This window comes from Undibacterium sp. TJN25 (assembly GCF_049339885.1).
Classification (GTDB): domain Bacteria; phylum Pseudomonadota; class Gammaproteobacteria; order Burkholderiales; family Burkholderiaceae_D; genus Undibacterium.
This window is the reverse complement of the sequence record NZ_JBMPPM010000005.1, coordinates 14,669-32,230: the sequence shown is the minus strand read 5'-3', so window position 1 is coordinate 32,230 and position 17,562 is coordinate 14,669. Positions and strand designations below refer to the sequence as shown.

At 57.5% G+C, this 17,562-nt stretch carries 13 protein-coding genes and 2 tRNA genes; 2 read left to right on the top strand and 13 right to left on the bottom strand.

Annotation, left to right across the window (positions count from 1 at the left end; all coding sequences use genetic code 11):
- The first annotated feature begins 6 nt into the window (after positions 1-6).
- Positions 7-255: a DUF2970 domain-containing protein gene (locus tag ACO0LO_RS13480; protein WP_422964742.1), complete on the top strand. Its 249-nt coding sequence runs from the start codon at positions 7-9 to the stop codon at positions 253-255.
- A 120-nt stretch (positions 256-375) separates the two neighbouring features.
- Positions 376-1,794, top strand: coding sequence for a PLP-dependent aminotransferase family protein (locus tag ACO0LO_RS13475; protein ID WP_422964741.1), 1,419 nt, complete (start codon positions 376-378; stop codon positions 1,792-1,794).
- A gap of 63 nt (positions 1,795-1,857) precedes the next feature.
- Here ACO0LO_RS13475 and ACO0LO_RS13470 read toward each other — a convergent pair whose 3' ends face one another.
- The 13 genes from ACO0LO_RS13470 to tolQ all read right to left on the bottom strand — a co-directional run bounded on the left by ACO0LO_RS13470 (position 1,858) and on the right by tolQ (position 17,508).
- Positions 1,858-3,315, bottom strand: coding sequence for a Ppx/GppA family phosphatase (locus ACO0LO_RS13470; protein WP_422964740.1), 1,458 nt, complete (start codon positions 3,313-3,315; stop codon positions 1,858-1,860).
- 167 nt (positions 3,316-3,482) lie between these two features.
- On the bottom strand, positions 3,483-4,361 hold the full coding sequence (locus ACO0LO_RS13465; protein WP_422964739.1) for a class I SAM-dependent methyltransferase: 879 nt from the start codon (positions 4,359-4,361) through the stop codon (positions 3,483-3,485).
- Between the two features lie 173 nt (positions 4,362-4,534).
- Positions 4,535-4,610: transfer RNA gene (locus ACO0LO_RS13460), tRNA-Lys, on the bottom strand.
- A 110-nt stretch (positions 4,611-4,720) separates the two neighbouring features.
- Positions 4,721-4,796: transfer RNA gene (locus ACO0LO_RS13455), tRNA-Lys, on the bottom strand.
- A gap of 106 nt (positions 4,797-4,902) precedes the next feature.
- Complete coding sequence (locus ACO0LO_RS13450; protein ID WP_422964738.1) at positions 4,903-6,012, bottom strand: YeeE/YedE family protein; 1,110 nt, start codon at positions 6,010-6,012, stop codon at positions 4,903-4,905.
- On the bottom strand, positions 6,012-6,800 hold the full coding sequence (gene ybgF, locus ACO0LO_RS13445; protein WP_422964737.1) for a tol-pal system protein YbgF: 789 nt from the start codon (positions 6,798-6,800) through the stop codon (positions 6,012-6,014). Before ybgF ends, ACO0LO_RS13450 begins: the two co-directional genes overlap by 1 nt.
- A gap of 159 nt (positions 6,801-6,959) precedes the next feature.
- Positions 6,960-7,499, bottom strand: a complete 540-nt coding sequence (gene pal / locus ACO0LO_RS13440; RefSeq protein WP_422964736.1) for a peptidoglycan-associated lipoprotein Pal — start codon at positions 7,497-7,499, stop codon at positions 6,960-6,962.
- A gap of 106 nt (positions 7,500-7,605) precedes the next feature.
- Positions 7,606-8,829 carry a Tol-Pal system beta propeller repeat protein TolB gene (tolB, locus tag ACO0LO_RS13435; RefSeq protein ID WP_422965157.1) on the bottom strand — a complete coding sequence of 408 codons (1,224 nt, stop codon included), beginning with the start codon at positions 8,827-8,829 and terminating at the stop codon, positions 7,606-7,608.
- Between the two features lie 121 nt (positions 8,830-8,950).
- The gene (gene tolA, locus ACO0LO_RS13430; RefSeq protein ID WP_422964735.1) at positions 8,951-9,820 is read right to left on the bottom strand and encodes a cell envelope integrity protein TolA; all 870 of its coding nucleotides are present in this window, start codon (positions 9,818-9,820) and stop codon (positions 8,951-8,953) included.
- Between the two features lie 260 nt (positions 9,821-10,080).
- Complete coding sequence (locus tag ACO0LO_RS13425; RefSeq protein WP_422964734.1) at positions 10,081-14,382, bottom strand: translocation/assembly module TamB domain-containing protein; 4,302 nt, start codon at positions 14,380-14,382, stop codon at positions 10,081-10,083.
- 8 nt (positions 14,383-14,390) lie between these two features.
- The gene (locus tag ACO0LO_RS13420) at positions 14,391-16,367 is read right to left on the bottom strand and encodes an autotransporter assembly complex protein TamA (protein WP_422964733.1); all 1,977 of its coding nucleotides are present in this window, start codon (positions 16,365-16,367) and stop codon (positions 14,391-14,393) included.
- Complete coding sequence (locus ACO0LO_RS13415; protein ID WP_422964732.1) at positions 16,367-16,813, bottom strand: ExbD/TolR family protein; 447 nt, start codon at positions 16,811-16,813, stop codon at positions 16,367-16,369. The genes ACO0LO_RS13420 and ACO0LO_RS13415 overlap by 1 nt, the downstream gene beginning before the upstream one ends.
- Positions 16,813-17,508 (bottom strand): protein TolQ, encoded by a 696-nt coding sequence (gene tolQ, locus ACO0LO_RS13410; protein WP_394779268.1) that lies wholly within the window; start codon positions 17,506-17,508, stop codon positions 16,813-16,815. The genes ACO0LO_RS13415 and tolQ overlap by 1 nt, the downstream gene beginning before the upstream one ends.
- Positions 17,509-17,562: the final 54 nt, after the last annotated feature.

The following is a 17,562-nucleotide window of genomic DNA, read 5'->3' as shown; positions in this document are numbered from 1 at the left end:
TACACGATGAAATCAACCGATACCGTTGCCGCACCCGCTGCCGTCAACTCGCCCGCCCCCAGCGTCAAAGCACTGATATTTGCCGTGCTATGGAGTTTCTTCGGCATACGCAAGATGGCCAACCTGTCCCAGGACATGCGCAGCCTGAAACCGCAATGGCTGATATTGACCGCGGTCGCAGCAGCGGCGGGCTTTATCAGTATCCTGCTGACGCTGGTCAGGGTGGCGATCCACATCCTGTCGGCATCCGCTTAGCCTCTGCACCGCCAGGCAAGCCGTTCCCGGGAGCAAAATCAATGCAGTTGGATAAATTTTTATATTTGTAGGTATCAGTCAGTTCTGACAGAATAGGGCTTCCCTCGCACCGGTATGGATATGAAGCGCTACGAACAGCTGGCAGAAGACATCACCGGCATGATTACCGCCGGCATACTGCGACCCGGCGACCGTGTTCCATCGGTGCGGCAGTTGCATGAAAGCCGCGGCCTGAGCGCGTCCACGGTATTCCAGGCGTATTACCTGCTGGAATCGCGCGGGCTGATCACCAGCAAGCCGCGCTCCGGCTACTATGTCAAAGCCAGGCTGGACCGGCTGCCGCCTGAGCCGGATATTTCGCAGCCGGACGGCGACTCCACGCCGGTGGACGTCAGCGAACTGGTGTTTGAAGTGCTCGACACTTTGAAAGCACCGGACATCGTGCCTCTGGGTTCGGCCTTCCCCAGTCCGCTGCTGTTCCCGCTAAAAAAGCTGTCTTTAAGCCTTTCCAGCAGCATGCGCAACCTTGACCCCTGGCATACTGTTGCCGACCTGCCGCCGGGCAATGCCTCGCTGCGGCGCCAGATCGCCTTGCGCTACCTGATCGACGGCGTGCATATTCCTACCGATGAAATCGTGGTCACCAACGGTGCGTTGGAAGCATTGAACCTGTGCCTGCAGGCGGTCACCCGGCCGGGTGATACGGTGGTGCTGGAATCGCCGACTTTTTATGCGGCGCTGCAGGCATTGGAGAGGCTGGGCTTGAAGGCAGTGGAAGTGTCCACCCACCCGCGCGACGGCATAGACCTGTCCGCGCTGGCCGAAGTGCTGGCCAAGCACCAGCCCAAAGCCTGCTGGCTGATGACCAATTTCCAGAATCCGCTGGGCAGTGCGATGCCGGCGGAGAAAAAGCGCGCACTGGTGGAATTGCTGGCGCAGCATGAGGTGCCGCTGATTGAAGACGATGTCTATGGCGAACTCTATCTCGGCGCCAAACGCCCTGCCCCCAGCAAATCTTTCGACAAGCAGGGCACGGTCATGCATTGCAGTTCATTTTCCAAATGCCTGGCGCCGGGCTACCGGGTCGGCTGGGTGGCTGCAGGCCGCTTTGCGCGCGATGTGGAACGTTTGAAGTTGATGACAACGCTGTCGGCGGCGGTACCGTCCCAGCTGGCGCTGGCGGATTACTTGAGCCATGGCGGCTATGACAAGCACCTGCGCCAGTTGCGGCAGGCGCTGTCGGTACAGCAGAATCTGATGATGCAGGCATTGACGAAGCACTTCCCGGCCGGCACCCGCTTCACACAGCCGGAAGGCGGTTATTTTTTATGGGTAGTGCTGCCGCCCGGGATTGATGCACTGATGCTGCACAGGGTAGCGCTGCACCAGGGCATCAGCATTGCACCTGGCCCGATCTTTTCCGCCAAGAGGGAATTCAATAACTGTATACGCCTGAACTACGGCCATCCGTGGGACCAGCGTGTGGAACAGGCGATAGAAACACTGGGGCAGATCGCACGCTCGCTGATGCAGCGATAACTGGTGCAGCGATAACGTAGCATCATGTAGCGCTGAACCAGGCCGGTAGCCGGCGTGGGTGCGTCAGATGTTTGCGCGAACCTGGAACTCTATACCCACTTCCTTCCAGTGCTCTATCTCTTTCTGCAACCAGTAAGCCACCGTGGGGTGCAACGTCACCCAGTCCTGCTTGATTTCCAGTTCTATTTTGTTCTTCATCTTCAGGCGGATGTCGGCGTAATCCAGCTCCACCCGTGAATGCATGAAGGTGACCGACAGCCGCAGGGCCAGCACTGCCTTGGCAAAATCCAGGTCGGCTAGGATGGCGCTGATTTTTCTCAGGTTACCTTTCTGGCTCAGGATCAGCGCGCTCATCACCGTTTGCTCGCGCGTAGTGAAACCGGCCATGTCGGCGTTTTCTATCATATAGGCGCCGTGCTTGTGATAACCGGTCTGCGACACCACCATGCCAACTTCATGCAGCAAGGCGCTCCAGTAAAGGTGCCGCGCATAGATATCGCTGGACGGTTTCAGCTGCGTATACAGCGAGCGCACCATGTCCGCCACGCGGTTGGCCCGTGCAGTATCAGTATGAAAACGTTCCACCACATTGTGTACGGCAAGCTCGCGGCGGTCGCGCTTGGTGGAACGCAGATACAGATCCCACATTACACCCATGCGCAGGCCGGCTTCGATCGGATTGAGCACTTCGATATTAAATTCCTGCATCAGGCCGATCAGGATTGCCAGTCCGCCCACGACCATCGCCACTCTTTCCGGCTTGATGCCGGACAGTTGCAGGTGGCTGATCTGGCCGGTTTGTATGCAGTGCTGTTTCAGCGTCTCCAGGCTGCTTTGCGTAATACGCCCATCGCCCAGGCTATTCTTGGCAATGGCATCGGAAATCGCGCGTATGGTGCCGGAAGAACCGTAGGCAGAACGCCAGTGCTGCGGCTGATAGGGCGGTGCGGCGTCTTCAAACTGTGAACGGGCCGACAGGACTGCGGCATCGAATGCTTCTTCCGTCATCATACCGTCGGGGAAGAAACTGGAGCTATGCCTCACGGTGCCGATACTGAAAGACTCCACCCTGACGATCTCATGGCCGCGGCCAAGGATTACCTCAGTCGAACCGCCGCCGATATCCAGCACCAGCCGCCGCTCGCCGGGAATCGCGATCGCATTCGATACGCCGAGATAAATCAGGCGACCCTCTTCCTCGCCCGAAATGACGTCGATAGGATGGCCGATTGCCGCTTCTGCTGCTGGCAGCAGCTCCGCTGCATTCTTGGCTATGCGTATGGTATTGGTGGCAACCACGCGGACTGCGTCAATAGGGTAGGCATCCAGCACGGTCTTGAAGCGGGCCAGGCAATCGATAGCCTTTTGCATCGCATCCTTGGACAGGTTGCCTTTGCTGTCCAGGCCGGCGGCCAGGCGTATAGGATCACGCGCGCTTTTGACAACGCGAATTGCATCGCCTTCATGGCGGCCTATGTGCAGACGAAAACTATTGGAACCCAGATCTACTGCAGCAAACATGCGATGTAATCCCAGAAAAATATGATGCGATGCTCGGGCGATGGAAATCGAATAAGGCGTGCGAGAGACAGATCAGCAAGCCAGCCTGCAACACAGGCTTGCGCACCTCAGCCATATCCGATGATAAATGATATTAATCATTAAATATGACGACGCGGTGACTATATCTACGGAGTAAAAAATCTTTCGCTCATATTTTCCAGACCTGTGGTTTTTAGTACCTCGGCCAGCCGTTCTGCAGGCCTTTTTGCCGGCAAATTTTTATACTCGGCAACAATCAGTTCATTCTTCATTGAATGCTCCCATCCTACCAGCTCCGTCACGCGGACCTGATAACCATGGGCTTCCAGTTGCAGGCAGCGCAGTACATTGGTGATCTGGCTGCCGAATTCGCGCGTATGTATGGGATGGCGCCACATTTCCGACAGCGGATTATTACGCACCGCATCCCCCTTGCTCTTGCGCAGTTCCGCGGCCACTTCGGCTTGGCAGCAAGGCACCAGCACCATGAATCTGGCTTTTTTCTTTAACGCAAACTGTATCGCATCATCGGTTGCCGTGTTGCAGGCATGCAGTGCAGTGACGATATCGATCTGGTCCGGCAGTTCGGCCGAACTGGTGGAATCCGCTACCGATAGATTAAGGAAGGACATGCCGGGAAAATCCAGCCGTTGCGCCAGTTCGCGCGACTTCTGCACGAGGTCGTCACGGGTTTCTATACCGTAAATGCGCGACTGTCCGGCATTGTTGAGCGATTTGAAAAACAGGTCGTACAGGATAAAGCCGAGATAGGACTTACCCGCACCGTGATCCACCAGGCTGATGTCCGCATGGTCTTCGCGCAATTGCTGCAGCAAGGGTTCGATGAATTGATAAAGGTGGTAGACCTGCTTGAGCTTGCGGCGGCTATCCTGGTTCATCTTGCCGTCACGCGTCAGGATATGCAATTCCTTCAGCAATTCTATCGACTGGCCGGGCCTGATTTCGTGCTTGTCGCCGGCCGCCGCGTTATCCTTGCCGTCCTTTTTATCCTGTCTGGATTTCATCAGGGATCCTTGTGCTGCTGGTTTGTCAGAGTAAACGGGAAGTCTATACCAAGATCTGTTTGCCGGTGCATCCCAAACCCAGCACCGCCATGGCCCATGAACTGGCGTTTGCCGCATTTTCTGAGCAGAAAAAACAAAAGGATTCAGGTTTTCACCTGAATCCTTCATGATATTGGTAGGCCGTGCGGGATTCGAACCTGCGACCAACGGATTAAAAGTCCGCTGCTCTACCAGCTGAGCTAACGACCCAATAAAGCTTTTTTTATATCAATTTGCCAAAACAACACCGAAGCATACGCTTGGGGCACCGATATAAAATGAAAAAGACTTAGATTCTCACCTAAGTCCTTCGAATTTCGTGGTAGGCCGTGCGGGATTCGAACCTGCGACCAACGGATTAAAAGTCCGCTGCTCTACCAGCTGAGCTAACGACCCGAAAGAACGAAATTATAGGATGTTCCTGGAAACCTGTCAATCAGGATGGCAGAATTTTTTATACTTAATTCATTCCACCATCCTGCAGCGCAAAGAAGCCTGTAACTCAGGCCATCCTGTCCAGACGCCAGGCCTGGTATTTCAATGAGGCGACACAGCCTGCGATGATGGAGGCGAACGTGATGATGGAGCCCACTGCCAGCGTCGAAAGGCCGCTAAGGCCTTGGCCTACCGTGCATCCCAATGCGGTGACACCGCCGAAGCCCATCAGCATTGCGCCGACCAGATGATTGGACACGTCGCCGACGCCGCCAAAGCCTTCCAGCCTGAATTTACGGGTAGCCACCGCATACGCAAACGATCCTGCGATCACGCCCATCGCAGCGGCAATGCCAAATGAGACAGCCTTGCTTTTATCGGTCCAGAAGATCAGCAGGTCTATCGTATAGGCAAACGGCGCTACAAAACTGAAGGACTCCATCTTGCCCGAATTGGTGCCGACAAAAGCTTCCTGCAGAGTATTCGGATCTTCTGCCACATACCCGATGTGGCCCGACACATACCATGCCGCGACAATGATCAGGCCGATGGCACAACCCACCAGGATATTTTCCAGCGAACGGAACGATGGGCTCGCCAGCACGAAGACTGCCAGCGCAAGCGAAATCGCACCGGACAGCAGTAACTGCAGGCTGTGCTTGTCGCCCAGCATCGGCGCCAGCAGCGAAGGCAGGTCCTGGCCCGACGTCAAGGTCGTGGATACCGGCTCCAGCAGGTTGACCCGGGGCAGCGCCAGCACGCCTTTCAGCGTCATGAACGCAGACAGGCCAATGACGATGAACACGATCAATGACTTCAGGTTGCCACCGCCTATGCGCACCAGTGTCTTGCTGCCGCAGCCGCTGGTCATGACCATGCCGAAGCCGAACAGCGCGCCGCCGACGATATGCGACAGCCAGGTCAGCCGCGGGGCAGTGTAGATGGCCTTGGACAGGTCGATGTAGCCCATATAGGCGAGCAGGTTGGTGCCCAATATTGCGACGGCAATCGCCAGCAGCCATTGCCGCATGCGCACCCAGTCGCCCATGCTGACAATGTCGGCCACGGCCCCCATCGTGCAGAACTGGCTGCGTTGCGCGATCGCGCCGAATGCGGCGCCCAGAAAAAAAGTCAGCCAGACGACCTGGCTGACGATGGATTCGATATTGACTTCCATTACTTCAGCGAGCCCAGCCGGTTCCTTGCCGCTTGTGCCGCTTCACTGTCGGGATACTGCTTGATCAAACTTTCCAGCGTCTTTTTCGCGCCGGCTTTATCTTTAAGTTCGATATTGCAGGCGGAGATATTCAGCATGGCGTCCGGTGCTTTGGGGTGCTCGGGATAATTTTTTACCAGCGCCTGCATAGCGACGATGGTGTTCTTGCAGTCGCGCTGCGCGTAATACGAATTGCCCATCCAGTATTGCGCGGAACCGGCAAAAGCGGATTGCGGATAATTCGCCAGGAAGGCAGAAAACGCAGAACCGGCATTTTTATAATCCGCCGATTTATACAGCGCCAGGGCGGCATCGTAAGAACGCTGCTCGCCGATTTCCACGGTGGCTTCCTTGCCGTCCACGTTCATGGTCTTGGGCTCCAGCTTGCGCACCCGGCTGTCCAGGTCCACATAGAAGTCCTGCTGGCGGCGCTGGGTATTGGCCAGGTCGTTCGTCAGCACTTCTATCTGGCCGCGCAGCTTGGCGATTTCGCCGCGCAGTTGCTCGTTCTGGTTGGCCAGGTCCAGTGCGCTGCTCTTGTCGGCCTTGGTATCAAGCTTGTTGTCCAGCTTGGCGCTGACGGCGTCCACTTTGGCGCGCAGATCCAGTATCGCCTTGCGGGCTTCGTCATCGTCGAATAATCCGGCGGACGCAATGGACGGCGCCAGCGTGACAATGAAAGCTGCGGCAATGGCAGACTTGGTGATATTAAGAGCGGAAAATTTAATCACGATAATGGCAATCTTCAAATTTGATGCAGTACGCCGGACAGCAGGCCGGCGACGGCGTAAAAACCAACGGTCATTTCAGCGTACGCAGAAATGACCGTTATGTCAAAAAAATTCAATCAGCCGCCCATCTTGGCGCCAGCTCGATGCTTGCTTGCGGGATGGGGCAAGACTCAACAATTATTGATAGACGATGTCGGAACGGCGATTTTCTGCCCATGATGCTTCGTCGCTGCCAGTTGCCTTAGGCTTTTCCTTGCCCAGAGAAACTGCCTCTACCTGGGATTCAGGCACACCCAGCAAAGCCAGCGCCTTGCGCACTGCTTCCGCGCGCTTCTGGCCCAGCGCCAGGTTGTACTCGCGGCCACCGCGTTCATCGGTATTGCCCTGGATCAGAATCTTGCGGCCTTTGTTCGCGACCAGGTATTTGGCATGCGCTTCGACGACAGGCTTGAATTCGTCTTTAACGACATAGCTGTCATAGTCGAAATACACGCTGCGTTTGGCCAGGATGCCTTTAGGGTCATTCAATGGGTCCATGGAGCCGGTATCTACCGTGCTGACCTGGCGCGTCGTATCGGCAGGCGGCGGTGCCGTTGTCGCGGACTTGTCTTCGACGGCAGGCTTGTCTTCCAGTTTAACGGGAGAGCTGCAGGCTGCCAGCAAAAGCGCGCTGGAGATCAGCAGTACCAGCGTAGTTGAGAGGGATGATGAGCGCATGTGGTTCTCCTTATTGATCACGGTAAATCGGTAAATATAAATGGGGCTTACTGGTTGAATCGGTAGATCTTATTGACTTCGCTTGCTGACTCGCTAGCTGACTGCGCTATTTCATGAAGGGCCCCCAGGTGGGCTCCCTCACATCACCGGCCTGTATCGTCAGCTTCTGCTTTACCCTGCCGTCGACCGATACCACGGCCAGGGTGCCCCGGCGGCCCGACTCTGTTGCATACATGATGTATTTGCCGTTGGGGGAAAAGCTCGGCGATTCATCCTTGGTAGTATCCGACAGGCGCTGGTTCTGGCCGCTGGCAAGGTCCATCGCATACAGCTGGAATGACCTGCCGTCAGGACGAGAAATATAGGCCAGTGTTTTACCGTCAGGGGAAATGCGCGGAGAAATATTGTAGCCGCCGTTGAAGGTCATGCGCTTGACGTCGCCGCCGCTGCTATTCATGCGGTAGATCTGCGGTCCGCCACTGCGGTCGCTGAGGAAGTAGATGTACTGGCCGTCGGCAGAAAACTGCGGCTCCGTGTCGATGCCACTGGTATTGGTCAGGCGCTGCAAGCCGCTGCCGTCGGCATTGACGGTATAAATCTGCGTGAGGCCGTCCCTGGACAGCGATACGGCCAGCTTATTGCCATCCGGCGACCACGCCGGCGCCGAATTGCTGCCCTTGTAATTAGCAACCACGGTGCGTGCGCGCGTGATCAGGTTCTGCACATAGACCACCGGCTTTTTCGCTTCAAACGATACGTAGGCGACCTTGGTGCCGTCCGGCGACCAGGCGGGAGAAATGATGGGTTCGTTGGACCGCAATGCATCCTGCGTGCCTTCGCCATCGGCGTCGGCGATTTCCAGCTTGTACTGGGAGCCTGACTTGGTCACGTAGGCGATGCGGGTCGCAAATGCGCCTCGCACGCCCAGCAGTTTTTCATAGATATCATCGGCGATCTTGTGCGCCGCCAGCCGGGTTGCCGCAGGCGCCGTCGGCAGAGACTGGCCGGACAGCGTGGATGATTTGATGGTATCAAGCAGTTTATAACGTACGTCGAAACGTCCGTCCGCCAGCTTCTGCACGCTGCCGACCACCAGCGCATCCGCGCCGCGTGCTTTCCATGCATCGAAATTCACCGCAGTCGTTTCGTTGATGACTGCGCCGGCATCGATCACCTTGAAGTATCCACTACGGGTAAGGTCATCCTTGATGATGGAAGTAATCTGCTGCGGCGCCAACCCCTCGTCGGAAAACCCCGCAATGGCGACAGGAATCTGGATCGAGCCGACGCCGGAAATTTCTATCCTCAACTGGGCTTGGGCGCTGCCCATGATGAGTGCGGACACGCCTGCACATGCCAGGGCACGGAATAGTTGTTTTGCAGAGGCGGGGAATATTTTCATCGGCATCGGTTCTTTCTTTTCTTCTTTCGGTTTGATTGCACTACGCTTACTACTCTTTGAGCTTGTAGACCACGATCATGCTGTCCGGAACTACGCCGGAATTATTCTTGGGGAAAGGCTGCGATTTATCAATCGCCCTTTCCACGGCTTCGTCGAAGCCGGGCAGTCCAGATGATTTGAGCTTGCGTATTGCACCACGTAGTGTGCCGTCTGGCAATAGGTCAATACGGTATTCCACTGTAGGATTATTGCCCGAGTTATCGCTTGAATTGTAGCTGCTGTTGGAGCGGATTTTAGCGATTACCTTGGCTGCATAGCTTGGATCGCCGCGGTTATTGCCGGTAGAGCGCGGCGCATCGCCGTTGCCGCCGCTGCCGGTCGTTGCTGCCTGGCCATTCAGCCTGCGCATGTTTTCTGCGAATACTTTGTCGCGGGCAACCTGGTCGCTCGCTTGCTTTTTCTTCAGCTCATCCTGCTTTTTCTTGTCTGCGTCCTCTGCCGCCAGCTTGTCTGCTTTCTTTTTATCTTCCGCAAGCTTCAGCTTTTCTTTTTCTTTCTCTTTTTGTTTACGCAATTCGTCATCGCGCTCTGCCTGTACGCGGGCCTGCTCACGTTCCAGTTTCAGTTTTTCCTCTTCTTTTTTCTTCTCTGCAAGTTTGCGCTTACGCTCCTGCTCTAGCGCAATCTCAGGATCTGCTTTCGGTTCATCCGGTATAACAGCAGGCGGAGGCGGCTGCACCTTTACCGGTTCGGGAATGACTTCCTCCTGCGGCACAGGCTTGGGCGCCACCTCGCGCGTCTGCATATCCCACACCTCGGCCTCAACCGCGGTGGATTCCTGGTTTTGCCATTGCACGCCGAACCACAAAAAAGTAAACAGCAAGGCATGCATCAGGAGCGCCAGTGCTATCGCTGGCATGCGTCCCGGTTCTTTTGGCAGGGCGGTAGGAGAAAATGCTGTCATGAATCGTATGATATACCTGTTGCCGTTTGGTTCCGGACAGGACTATTACCTTCTATAAACGTTCGAAAGGCTATTCCGGCAATAGCCTAGCCTTCTCAAACTGAAATTATAAACTGTGAGGCCTTCACACTCACAGTGCTGTTGTTACAACCTGTAACATATTTAACAAGATGGGCGCGGCAATGCGCCATCTTCGCCTGTACTCCATCGCAGGCTCAATCGAATGAAAAGGTGTAGTACGCATCCACCGACGATTCCGTCCCCGTCCTGCCTATGATGCTGACACGCCGCGTCAACTGCCAGGTCAGCTTTACGGCGCCGCTGGCATCTGTCAGGCCACGCTCTACCGCCAGTACCAGGCCAGGAGCAAGATGCTTGCCTACGCTGACGACCTGGTCCGTGGTAGTCGCGGTAGAACCCACGGCAGTTGCGCCGGCAATGGTCTGCGTCGGTACTTTGGTGCCCACGGTATTGTCCGCAGAACCGACCGAAAATTCGTCAAAACCCAGGCCCTGCACGATTTCACGCGGCACGTTCCTGCTGCCGTCGCCGCCGAAGATTGCACCTGCAGCTGACATCAGCAGGGATGCGTCATTGCCCGCAATCTGGTCGGACCCGCGCCCCAGCACCAGCCAGGACAACTTTTCTGCATCGGGCACATCCGGCTCCGATACCAGCCTGACCTGCGGCGCCGCGACCGTGCCTATCACTTCGACGCCGGCTTCCACCTGCAAGCCCTGGCGCAGCGCGCGCACGTTCAGACCGGGATTGTTCGGCGGCCCCTGAAAGTTCAGGATGCCGCGTTCTATCGCCAACTGCTGGCCATAGCCCTCATATACGCCGCCTTCGGTGCGGATAGAGCCGGTCGCCTGCACCGGCCCGGCATCGATTGCCCTGAGCCTGATGCTACCGGCCAGCGTCGTGTCCAGCCCGCGTCCGACAAATACAAAACGAGAGCCCATATCCAGAGTGACATCCACCCTCGTCTTCAAGCCTTTTTTGGCATCCTCACTATCCTGTGCAATCTTGTTCTTGTCCTCTTTTCGGATGACGACGACGTCGCTGGACAGGCTGGGAGGCGGCAGCTTGGGCACCCTGAAGAACGCGCCATCTGCAAGCAGCTTACCGTTCAGGGTCCATACCTTGTCTTTTTCGGTAACGCCGACCTGGCCGCTGACGACAATCCAGCGGTCGGTGCGCTGCAGCAGCGGGAACTTGTCCCATTGCGCCTGTATGCTGCCGGTTTCGCTGGCGATATCGACTTCGCCGGTAGCATTGAACTCGCCTTTCTGGTTGATCCAGTTGATGCCACGGAACTGCTCATGACGCGGCATGCTGGTCACGGTATTGGAAAACTGCAGCTTGTTCAGCTTGACGCGGCTGCCATCCACCTGCGCATCCAGGCTGCCGTTCGGCAGCAGCAGGCCTTCGGCGGCAAATGCCACTTCCAGTTCGCTGCCGATTATCTTTGCCTGATAGCGTGGTTTGCCGACCAAGCCTGCCAGCACTGCATCGACACTAAGTTTGCCCTTGAGCGCGAGGCCGGGGTTCAGCCATGGCCCCAGCCACTGTATGTCCGGCACGTCAGCCTTCACGAGGCCGTCCAGCGGCGCTTCCGGCGCGATGGTCCAGGCCCCTGCCCTTTTGCTGATGACGGAATTGGCTTTGACCTGCCAGTTGCCCAGGCGTTCGCCGCTGGCATTTACTTGCAGCGCAATACGTTCGCCATCGCTGCCGGCAACCAGGCCGCCCAGCCCCAGCTTTAATTGCAGCTCCTTGAGGCCTATCGCAATGGGCCTGCTGGTGCCGTCGCTATCCCTGATGCGCAGATCGCCGCTCTGACGTTGCACGCTCAGTTCGCCGCGCACGCTGTCCTTCAACTGTAATTGCCATTGCGCGTTCAGCAGCAAGTTGCCGCCGACCAGATATTGCGGCTTGAACAGGTTGGCGATTTCCACCACGGCGGCATCGGCCATGCTGCCGCTGGTCTTGATGCTCTCCGGCGTCCATTCAAACTGTTCCAGGGACAGCTTGCCGAGGTCGCCGCGCAGTTGTGCATTGGCGATACTCACCAGTTGGCTGGAAATCGTCAGCGGCGCCGGGGCAATGAGGCTGGCGCCCGGCTTGCCGCTCAGCGTCATGCTGAGCAACTGCCCTTGCCACACAGGACCAGCATCCACTTTTTGCGACGAAGCCACACGCATACCCCCGGAGGCTGCCAGCGTCAGGTTGCGAACCGGGTTGATTTGCGTATTCAGGTCAATGCGGTGTGCATCGCGCTTGCCGCTGACGGTCAGCCGGATTTGCTCGGCCAGCAGGCGCATATCTCCAGGAGCCTCTGCTTTGGCCGTCGAAACAGCTGGGGCAGCTTGCGTACCGGGCAAAACAGATGCCTGTGCGCCGGCGACAGTAACGCCGGCCCCGGCTGGCGCCGCACTATTTTGCTTCGCGGCTGCGGATGCTCCACGCAAGCCTTGCGCCGTCATGTCCACATTGATGACGCCATGGAGGCCGCTGGCAAGATCCAGCTTGGCAGCCAGTGTTTTTAACGAAAACTGCTTGCCATAGGCCAAGTTAGCGGCGCTGACATCCAAACGGCCGGCCAGCTCACTGATTTTGCCAGTCAGGTGGCCGTCGGCTTTGACACTGCCGGACAAGGGTATATGCAGCGGCTGCGCAAACGCGGCCAGGTCCGGCGCATCGAGGGATAATTGCAGGTCATCCTTGCCCTGGCCCCAGTTGCCCTTTGCAGCCAGGCTATTCTGTCCCCAGTGCAGATCCAGTTGGCGCACTTGTAGCTGCTGCGCCTGCAGCCAGCTCAGGTCGGCGACCCCATTCAGCGCCTGCTCTGCATATTGCCCTTGCAATTGCGGCATGCGCAGGTTGATGCTGAGTTTCGGCTGCAATTGCCCATCAGCGGTAAAGTTGCTGCTGATACGGCCCGCCGGCACGGCCAGCCAGCGCGAGGGGTCAAAGTTCTGCAGTTCGCCTTTTACCTTGAATGCCTGCCCGGCTGCGAGCGAAATCTGGCCTTCGCCTTTCAACTGAGAATCGGCGGCCTTAAGATCCAGCATGGACAGGGTCAGCAACTCGTATTGCAAGCTGTTCTTGTCCAGCTGATAGCTGGCTTCCGCCTGCAGGCTGGCGCGCGGTTCGCTCAGCCTGGCCTGCGCTGTCACCAGCTGCGCCCTGGTCTGTGCGGCGATGCTGCCTTTGATCTGCGTCGGGCGCAAGCGGCTGTCCAGCCTGGCCAGGTCAATGCCGGAAACGTCAAAACGGCTGTCTATCGTCGGCAAGCCGGATGCGCCGAAGTGCAACTGCGCATCGCCCTTGATAATGCCATTGCCAGGCAGCTGTATGCGCGTATCTTTCAGTACCAGTTCATTGCCAGACCAGCGCAGCGCGGATTGCAGGCTGGTGACGGGAAGCCGCTGTCTATCAATCTGTCCGGCCTGGGTGTTGTCAATTTTCACTGTACCTTCCAGCGCACCTATCTGCTGCTTGCCGGTGATGGCAGCAAGCGCTGCGGATACCTGGCTGCCGGAGCGCAGGTCAGCCTCTACATGCAGGTTGGCTGCCGGCGCCGGCGCCGCGAAATCCGCCGGGTTCAGCCCGGCGATGCTGGCTTGCAACGCGCGCAAGGGTAATGGCGAAAAAGGCGCTATGTCTGCACTCAGCGTACCCTGCAGTAGAGTCGGCGGCCGCGTCACTTTTCCCGCTTCAGTCCCCACCACGGGAGCCTCTATTGTTGCCTGTGCATTGGCCTTGATATTCAGTTGCTGCAAAGAGCCCTGCAGATTGCCTTGCAGACCCAGCTCCGGCACGTCCTTGTCAGGCCTCCCCTGATAGGTAAATTGCGCTTTCAGTTTGAAAGGACTGGTCGTTGCGATGTCGCCCTGCATCTGCAGGCCGCCCCAGGGGCTGGACAAGCCAGCCTTGAACTGGTGCTGCAAGCGGCCGGAATCCAGATGCGCCGTCAGTGCAGACAGTTCGGCAATAGCGGTTTCCCGTCCATCCTTGTCCATGTCTGCCATTGTGAGACGCCCGGCGGCAGCGCTGCCGATGCTGACATCGATAGGCAGGATCAGATGCTCAGGCAAGCTTGCCGGCTTGCCGCTGGGCAGGCTGGCGACCTTGAGAGCAGCGATGTCCAGCGTGTTGATCTGCAATTTGCCTTTGGCCAGCATATACGGGCTCCAGTTGAGCCTGACGCCGCTGGCGCTGATACGCATGCCGGGAGTTTTGTAGTCGAGTTCAGCGATCGACAGTTCATCACTGAAGCGGCCGGTTACCCCTGCAAACCGCCACTGTCCGCTGCCTATCATCTGGACGACGCTCAGAAAGGACTGGGTGCCGCTTTGCGTCCAGATTCCCCAGGCCAGCACCAGCGCCAGCAGCACCAGCAGCGCAAGGCTGAACTGCGCCAGCCGTATGCTGATGCGCGCCGCCCGCCCGCGCCGCCGGCCTTGCTGGGCCGGTACGGGTTGCTGTTGATCTGGCGGAAGGTCCTGGTTCATCGATTCCCCTAGAACGCTATCGCAATAGAGAAGTCCAGGCGCACCTTCTTCACCTGCTTGCCATAGGCGAGGTCGAGTGCGATAGGACCTGCAGGCGTTTTGTAACGGGCGCCAATACCATAACCCTGCTTCAGTTCCACGTCTTTCCACGTATCGGCCGCGCCACCGGTATCGATAAAGACCGCGCTGCCCCAGTTGGACTGCTTCAGCCAGTGCACATATTCTGCACTGGCCGCCGTCATTACCCGCCCACCCGTGACTGCCGTACCCTGGTTGATACCGATGCTCTGGTAACCGTAACCACGTACGGTACTGCTGCCGCCGATGCGGAAAAGATAGTCTTCGGGCACGCCGACGATGGTGGGAGAAAACACCTGCCCTACTTCGGCGCGCAACACAAATCCATCCTGCTTGCCTACCGGTATCCAGCGCTGGTGCTTGCCGTAGACGCGGATAAAGCGCTGGTCTGAAATCAGCGCCTTTTCGGAAACGGCAAAGTCCAGCTGATAAATTCGTCCTTTGCGCGGCGCAAAACTGTCATCCACATCGCGCCAGGTCCAGCCCACGGTGCCTACCAGGGCCTTGGTGAACGTGGCGACGTCGCCATCAGGCTCTGCCCTTTCGCGCGAAATATTGACGCCCAGCCTTTGCTCCAGGTGCCCGCGCGTGCTGGTGCGCTTGATGCCGAAGGCGGTGCGGGTTACCAGCAGGCCAGACACATCGGCACGGTCCGCCAGCACGCCGAAGGAATCGAGGTAGCCCGCATCGCGCGGTGGCAGGTAGATATCGGCATAGGCCAGTTGCCGCTTCTGCTCCAGCCGCACGGCGCTGCGCATATCCCAGGCCTTGTCCAGCAAGTCGCGGTCCCGATAGGACACCTCACCGCGGAAACCGGTATTGGTGCTGTAACCGACACCGAAGCCGAGGTCGCGGGAGCGGCGTTCCACGACATTGACTTCTACCGGAACGCCGTCTGCCTTGGCAGGATCGGGATCGACACTGACCGATACGGTCGTGAAGTAGGGAGAATTCTGCAAAGCGCGCTGGAACTCCAGCAGCCGGGTACGGGAGTAATTTTCGCCTTTACGCGGCGGGTTATATCTATCTACCAGCACGGGTGGATAACGCTGCAACCCGCTCAGCACGATATCGCCCAGCTTGAAAGGCGGCCCGCTGTTCAAATCCAGCTGCAATGCGGCGCTGTGGTTTTCTGCATCGACCACTGCACTGCTGTCGCTGATGCTGGCCGATGCATAAGTATCCGCGCGCAGGCTTTCAACCGCCGTGCTTTTTGCACCGGCCCATTCATCATCGCGAAAAAAAGATTGCTGCGGCAAGCGCCACGCAGCAATGATTGCGTCGCGCCGCTTGATTGCTTCTTCCTTGCCCGCGGCGGCGGCTTCGGCCAGCTCGCCATGAAAAGTCAAGGCTACTGCCTGTACTGTAGTGCGCGGGCCCGGCTCAATATTGACGAGCACCCGGTCGTTGCTGCCGGAGCGGGTAGCCGGCTGGGTATCGAAATTGATGGTGGGTGAAAAATAGCCTTCGGTCGATAATATGTTGCTGATATCGCGCCGCAATTTGCGCAGCATGGCAGGGTTGACGTTTTGGGGCTCATTGGATGCGAATTCAGGGATATGTTCCCTGAGCAGCCCCAGCCAGTCGCCGTTGGCCTGGCCGATCTCTATGCGGCTGAGATGGCCTCCGCCGTCGCGTGATTTTTCCGGAAGCGCATCGGTTTCGGCCGCGTCGTTGTCGGAATCGTTCCTGGGTTCGTTATCTGGCCTGGTAACAGGAGCGGGCAAAGGAACATTGGGCGGCTGGATGTCGCCAGCCATGGCCGCTTGGCCGGAGGTTTGTGCCGTTGCTGCCGGCAGCGCACTGCCCGGTGTGTTCTCTGTCCTGCCGCCACCCGTCTCTTGTCCGGCCGCATGGCCACCGAAACAAAGCAGAAAGGAAGTCAGGAAAACAGAAACACTCCGCATCACTTCGTCGCCAGGCCTACGCGATTAATGCCCATTTTCTTTGCTTCAGAAATGGTCTTGATGATGTCGTCATATTTCATCTCCTTGTCGGCGGAAACCATGACAGGAAGATCCGGCTTCGCTTCATGATATTCCTGCAGCTTTTTTAGCAGCTGCGTCATATTGGTCGCGCTTTCCTTGCTTTCCTGCGTGTTTTTCCCGTTGGCGCTGCCCTTGCTGTTGATGCTGATTGTCGAAGGCGCGTTCGGCTGCAATGCAATTTCAATATAGTCCGACGGCGGCTGCGTCGATTGCCCTGCCGTTGGCAAGTTGATTACACTGGGATTGGTCATGGGGGAAGCCACCATGAAGATCACCAGCAGCACCAGCATCACGTCGATATACGGCACGACGTTGATCTCGGCCTTGAATTTGCGTTTACGTTCGCCACGTAGCGTTGAAGCCATTAGCGAGATTGCCTTTGCAGGATGTTGGAGAACTCTTCGATAAAGGTTTCAAAACGGATTGCGAGCCTGTCGATATCGTGCGAATAGCGGTTGTAGGCGAGCACAGCGGGAATTGCCGCAAACAGGCCGATGGCCGTTGCGATCAGCGCCTCTGCAATGCCGGGAGCCACTGCCGCCAGCGTTGCCTGCTGCACGTTGGCCAGGCCGCGGAAGGCATTCATGATGCCCCAGACCGTGCCGAGCAAGCCGACATACGGGGAAACTGAGCCTACCGACGCCAGGAAGGACAGGTGTGACTCCAGCGCATCCATCTCGCGCTGATAAGACGCACGCATCGCGCGTCGGGCGCCGTCCAGCATGGCGCTGCCGTCCATCGTGCCCTTGTTGGCAGTTTTCACCTTGTGGTATTCGCTCATCCCGGCTTCGAAAATACGCTCCAGCGCACCGGTTTTGTTGGTATTGCTGCGGCGGTTGGCGGAAGCCGCCTGATACAGTTCGACCAGGCTGCCGCCGGACCAGAAGCTGCGTTCGAAATCTTCGGTCTGCGCGCGCGCCCTTTTAATTGCGAACATCTTGCTGAAGATATAAGTCCAGCTAGTCACGGACACACCCAGCAGCAGCAGCATCACCAGTTGTACCGGGATGGATGCATCGGTGATCAGCGTAAGAAAGGAAAGATCTTGGGTAACGGTCATAGTGTTTAAAGTTGACGTTATGATTATAAACAGTTTGCAATGGTAAATACTATG